This window comes from Syntrophomonas sp. (genome assembly GCF_028707975.1).
In the GTDB taxonomy this organism is placed as follows: Bacteria; Bacillota; Syntrophomonadia; order Syntrophomonadales; family Syntrophomonadaceae; genus Syntrophomonas.
The window spans coordinates 1-4,497 of sequence record NZ_JAQVZX010000126.1; the positions used below are offsets into that span (position 1 = coordinate 1).

General features: G+C 49.5%; 5 protein-coding genes. All 5 read right to left on the reverse strand.

All coding sequences use genetic code 11. The features are described from left to right. Window positions 1–446 precede the first annotated feature (446 nt). On the reverse strand, window positions 447–926 hold the full coding sequence (gene greA, locus PHP87_RS10865) for a transcription elongation factor GreA (protein WP_299921263.1): 480 nt from the start codon (window positions 924–926) through the stop codon (window positions 447–449). A 222-nt stretch (window positions 927–1,148) separates the two neighbouring features. After that, window positions 1,149–2,057 (reverse strand): hypothetical protein, encoded by a 909-nt coding sequence (locus tag PHP87_RS10870; protein ID WP_299921264.1) that lies wholly within the window; start codon window positions 2,055–2,057, stop codon window positions 1,149–1,151. Then, window positions 2,050–2,964, reverse strand: coding sequence for a quinate 5-dehydrogenase (locus tag PHP87_RS10875; protein WP_299921266.1), 915 nt, complete (start codon window positions 2,962–2,964; stop codon window positions 2,050–2,052). The genes PHP87_RS10870 and PHP87_RS10875 overlap by 8 nt, the downstream gene beginning before the upstream one ends. Window positions 2,965–3,383: 419 nt before the next feature. Then, window positions 3,384–3,914: a transcriptional regulator gene (locus tag PHP87_RS10880; RefSeq protein WP_299921268.1), complete on the reverse strand. Its 531-nt coding sequence runs from the start codon at window positions 3,912–3,914 to the stop codon at window positions 3,384–3,386. 406 nt (window positions 3,915–4,320) lie between these two features. Next, window positions 4,321–4,497: tRNA-dihydrouridine synthase (locus PHP87_RS10885; RefSeq protein ID WP_299921270.1), on the reverse strand; the 177-nt coding region annotated here is incomplete at its 5' end.

The following is a 4,497-nucleotide window of genomic DNA, read 5'->3' on the forward strand; positions in this document are numbered from 1 at the left end:
CGTCCGGCAATGCTTACGGGTTTCCCTTCTAATTCGGCAAAACCTTCCTTTATATTCTGAGCCATGGAGTCGCGTTCAAATCTCCGGCCAAAGGGCTCAATTCCCATTTCCTTTAGTTCAGCCAGTTTCTCGAGCCGTACCTTCTTTAGCTCGTTAATATTTAATTCGGATTCCGACATTAAAACACTTCCTCCTCCGGGCATGGGGACGGTTCTTTTGCCCGTTTTTTTCTATTTTATCCCTACCCAAAGGGCACAAACACCGGTGATAATGGTGGCATCGAAGAATCAGTTTTTAACGATGCAATATTAATGGCGACCTGGCAATCAAATGATATCTATGCAAAGATAACTGAGGTTGAATGCCGAGGCTGCTTCTAAATCCCCTTCACTCCTATTTCACTTTTCTTATGCCAAGATAAAAGGATCGTCCCTGTGTATGGCATGCTACTTCTCCACTTTCATAATCCTGTATTTAATGGTTCCGGCGGGTGCTTCTACCGATACGGTGGACTTGACTTTCTTCCCCATAATGGCTTTGCCTACCGGGGATTCATCCGATATTTTGCCGTCTTTGAGCTTGGACTCAACGGAAGATACCAGGGTGACCTTGACCTCACGACCTGATTTCATCTCTTTCAGGGTGACGCGCGACCCCAAGGAAACCACATCGGTGCGTATATCCTCATCTTCCATCAAACGGGCCTTCTTCAGGGTTTTTTCCAGGCTTATTATGCGTCCTTCGACAAAGGCTTGCTCATTCTTGGCATCTTCGTATTCTGAATTTTCCGTTATATCTCCAAAGGCAATTGCCTGTTTAATCCGTTCTGCAACCTCTTCTCTTTTCACCGATTTAAGGTGCTCCAGTTCATTTTCCAGCTTTTCCAGGCCTTCCTTGGTGAGAACTACCTCTTTTTCCTCCGCCATCTAATTCGCTCCTATCCATAATAAATTTTAAGCATCGGAAGAAACTGCGGAGCAGTTTCAACACAGCGCTGCAACGAGGCAGGGGATTAGAACCCACCGCCTGTTTTGTTAATAGGAACCCGGCCGCTTAAAGAAGCGGGGGACATTCACCTCGTTATAAAAGTGAGACAAGGCTCGCTCGCATTATCAAGGCCGCTTTTCCTTTATGGTATTATAAAGAGCTCATATTGCCTTGTCAAGGAAGAGCTCCCATAAGCCGGTCTGTTTTCCCAATTCCTGCAAAAGCAAAAACTTTCGGCCTTCTTCCTCTCTGGCATTATTCTGTTCGGCACTGCAGCCTAATAATCCTGCTTTTGCCAATAAAGATATTTCCAATATCGGGGCCAGGTTGTGCAGGGCGGGATCAATACCATTACCGGCCAGGTGCGTTTCCATCTCTCTGGAGAGGCCTTTTACCTGGTCGCTGAACTTGATACAAAAAGCCCGGGGCGAGCTTATAGCCATCTGGCGCCTATCCGGATCAAACATCAGGACCAGTTCCCCTCTTTCCCAGTTTGCCGGCTTCAGGTAACTGGTGCTTACTGCCTGCCCTTTTTCGTAGAGCAGGTGATAGGCCAGAACCTCGTAGCGCGTAGGATGGGTGCTTTGCAGGGATACCGGGACACCCAAGGCGGCTGTTTCCGCTATAAATTCGGAAAAATACTCGGTTTCCCCGGTTATAATTAATTTTCTTATCCCCCGCCGGGAAAGGATTTCCCGTACAAAAACACTGGCCAGGGCTTTGATGAAATTATCCCCAAAAACCAGGGGGAGGGAGGGAAAAAGGGGGCGCAGTTGCTCCTTGTGGAGTCGATCCACGGCCATGGCCGGCAGCTGGTAAGCCTCCAGTATCTCCGCCGAGCGCAGGCTTATGTTTTCCTGCTTTTCCACATCCAGCAAGCGGAGGTTGCCCGGCCCCAGGGGGAGCGAAATATTGCAGCCTCTGGAATTAAGGCCGTCCAGGTAAATCAGTTTTTCCACCCGGGGGGGAAAAAACAGGGGGGCCAGCCTGTCCAATATGGATTTCCGGTAGATTAGCCCCCGCCGGTCTTGGTTTTTTAGACTAAAAAAGGCAAAATCCAGGTCAAGCACTGAATTCCTCCAGATTCACCACCCCTGGCTTCAGGTTTAGCTCCTGCAGCATGGAAAAATAATCGGCCGGAGAAATATTATCAATGGGACGCCCCATCAGGGTAACCATTACAGCTTCAATGACATTGGTGCCAAAGGAGCGCCCGCCCATGTCCGGGGTGGTGGTAATTACTTTGCTGATGCCCCGTTTTTTTAACATCTGCATATCATCCCGGGTGGTGGTGTTGGTTATTATCACCTGCCCGTTAAGTTTCTCCGGCAGGTAGCGGCGGATATAGAGGAAGTCGCCGGCCAAAACATCAGCTTGATAATAATATTTCGAATGCTTGGGAATTATGACATCCTGCTGTTTGCCAGTAGGATAAAGCTTGTCAAAGGGCATGGTAACAATAAAGGGAGCCGCGATGCTTCCTAATATTCGCAGGGTTCGCAACGAGTGCATGGGTATGGGCACGCCTACGGTGTAAATAAAATCGCCCAGGGTCAGGCGGGCTCCTATTTCCTCAAAAGCTTCCGCCATACCAAAGCGATCCACAGCACAGACCATCAAGACCCGTTTCCCCTTAAGATCCATGATACCATCCCGCTGGATATCCATGATACACTTGCGCTCCAGGGTATTCTTCAAGCCGCTGCCATCCAGCATCGGGGTTTTCCGGGCTTCATTCATCAAGCGGCGGGCGTCTTTTATTACATAACGCTTGCCCGCTATGTGTACATAGAGGTCGATACCCCCCATGCCAAAGGCATCCACCTTGCCATCCAGCTCCCTTATGAGATTGATGGCGCGGTTCCAGTCTCCATCAGTTCCAATACGCTCTATGTGGAATTTAACTCCCATAAACTCTGTTTCAAAGGAGTGATCACGGTGCGATGCACCCAGGCTGACACTGACAATACGTTTCAAATACCTGCCTCCTTCTTGTGCTGTTAACCCCCCATGCCCGCAACCTTAATAGTGACACCCGCAGGGAGCATCACCCGCAGAGTAGCTGCGGAATGTAACCTTTTCTTACTACCCCCCCATGCCCGCAACCTTAATAGTGACACCCGCAGGATGGAACATCAGGAGTACCCGCAACCTTAATAGTGCCATCCGGAGGATGGAACACCAGGAGTACCCGCAACCTTAATAGTGCCATCCGGAGGATGGAACACCAGGAGTACCCGAAGGGTGAAGGGTGAAGGGTGCAGGGTGAGGGCCACAACCAGCGATGAAAAGTGAGTTAGTAGGCGCTTGTTATATAGTAAGATGGGGTAGGAAATAACCCCCTCCCCCTTTCTGATGTCTGACGACTGACGACCAATAACCCCTCACTTTTCTTGCTAGCGGGCGACTCTGATAGAACGCAGGATTTTCCTGATTACCTGGGGGTCCACCCACTTGTCTTCGGTTATGGGGGAGGCACCTATCTCCACCCCGATAAACTGCCCGTCCAGAACACCTTCAATGAGCTTCAGCCGTTCATCGGAGCCAATGCCGATTACTGTTTCGTAACCCCGGACCCGGGCGGTCAGATCCATCAACTCGTTCAGCAGTTCCTTGCCGCTGCGCTGGTTAACAAAATCCAGCCGTTCCTTTTCACTCATTAACAATATAAAGTCTACCCCTTCTTTTTCCAGAATATCCTGAACTTCCTGTTTATTTTGCAGGGGGAAACCGATACAGGCTATGGATTGGCCTTTGCGAATTTCACCAATGCCTTCGAGGCGGGATATAAAGGTACGATCGATCATCAGGCGATCGGCCGTTTCTTGCTGCGACAGGCCCCGGGCTCTCATTTGCAGAGCTTTGCGCAAAGTATTCTCAATCTTCTGCCAGCTTATAATCTTATCCTGAATACGAAATATTTCCATGAACTTCTCCAATCATGGGCGCAATCATGGGGACGGTTCTCCTGATCAAAGTTGGGTTGCCTGGCAGAAGAACTATCCCTGTAGCTGCCCGTGGCTGTCAGCCAGAAAAATTGTTCCTGTGGCTTTCCTGAGCACAATATTGTTCACAAGATTGATAGTGTTATTTTACCACCAGTACAAAACTGGAATCAAGCACTAATGCTAAGGACCCGATATTAATTAAGCCAACCAAAAATTGACTCCACTGCAAAACACCCTTTTTGTTGCATAAGGGTTGCATGAATATACAAAACGCTGGCGAAGGTGAAAGCGGGCGGTCGAAGACCGCCCTTACAATGCCTTGCAATCGCTATTAAGGTTGTTGCGCCTGAATTAAATTCAGCAACCAGGGCAAGGGGTGAGGGTCTTACTCCTTACCCCTCACAGCCAGCAGTGAATTGAGGGCCAAGAGCAGTTCATCGCGGGAGGCGGCGCGGTTTATCTCCTGGCGAACGCGGGTGGCTCCGGGGAGTCCCTTGATATACCAGGCAAAGTGTTTGCGCATTTCCCGGACAGCTACTGCTTCGCTTTTAAATTGGCAGAC

What these genes read in the sequence shown, in the direction of transcription:
- greA (WP_299921263.1), bottom strand. Translation starts at nt 926, where the DNA reads ATGGCGGAGGAAAAAGAGGTAGTTCTCACCAAGGAAGGCCTGGAAAAG.
- PHP87_RS10880 (WP_299921268.1), bottom strand. Translation starts at nt 3,914, where the DNA reads ATGGAAATATTTCGTATTCAGGATAAGATTATAAGCTGGCAGAAGATT.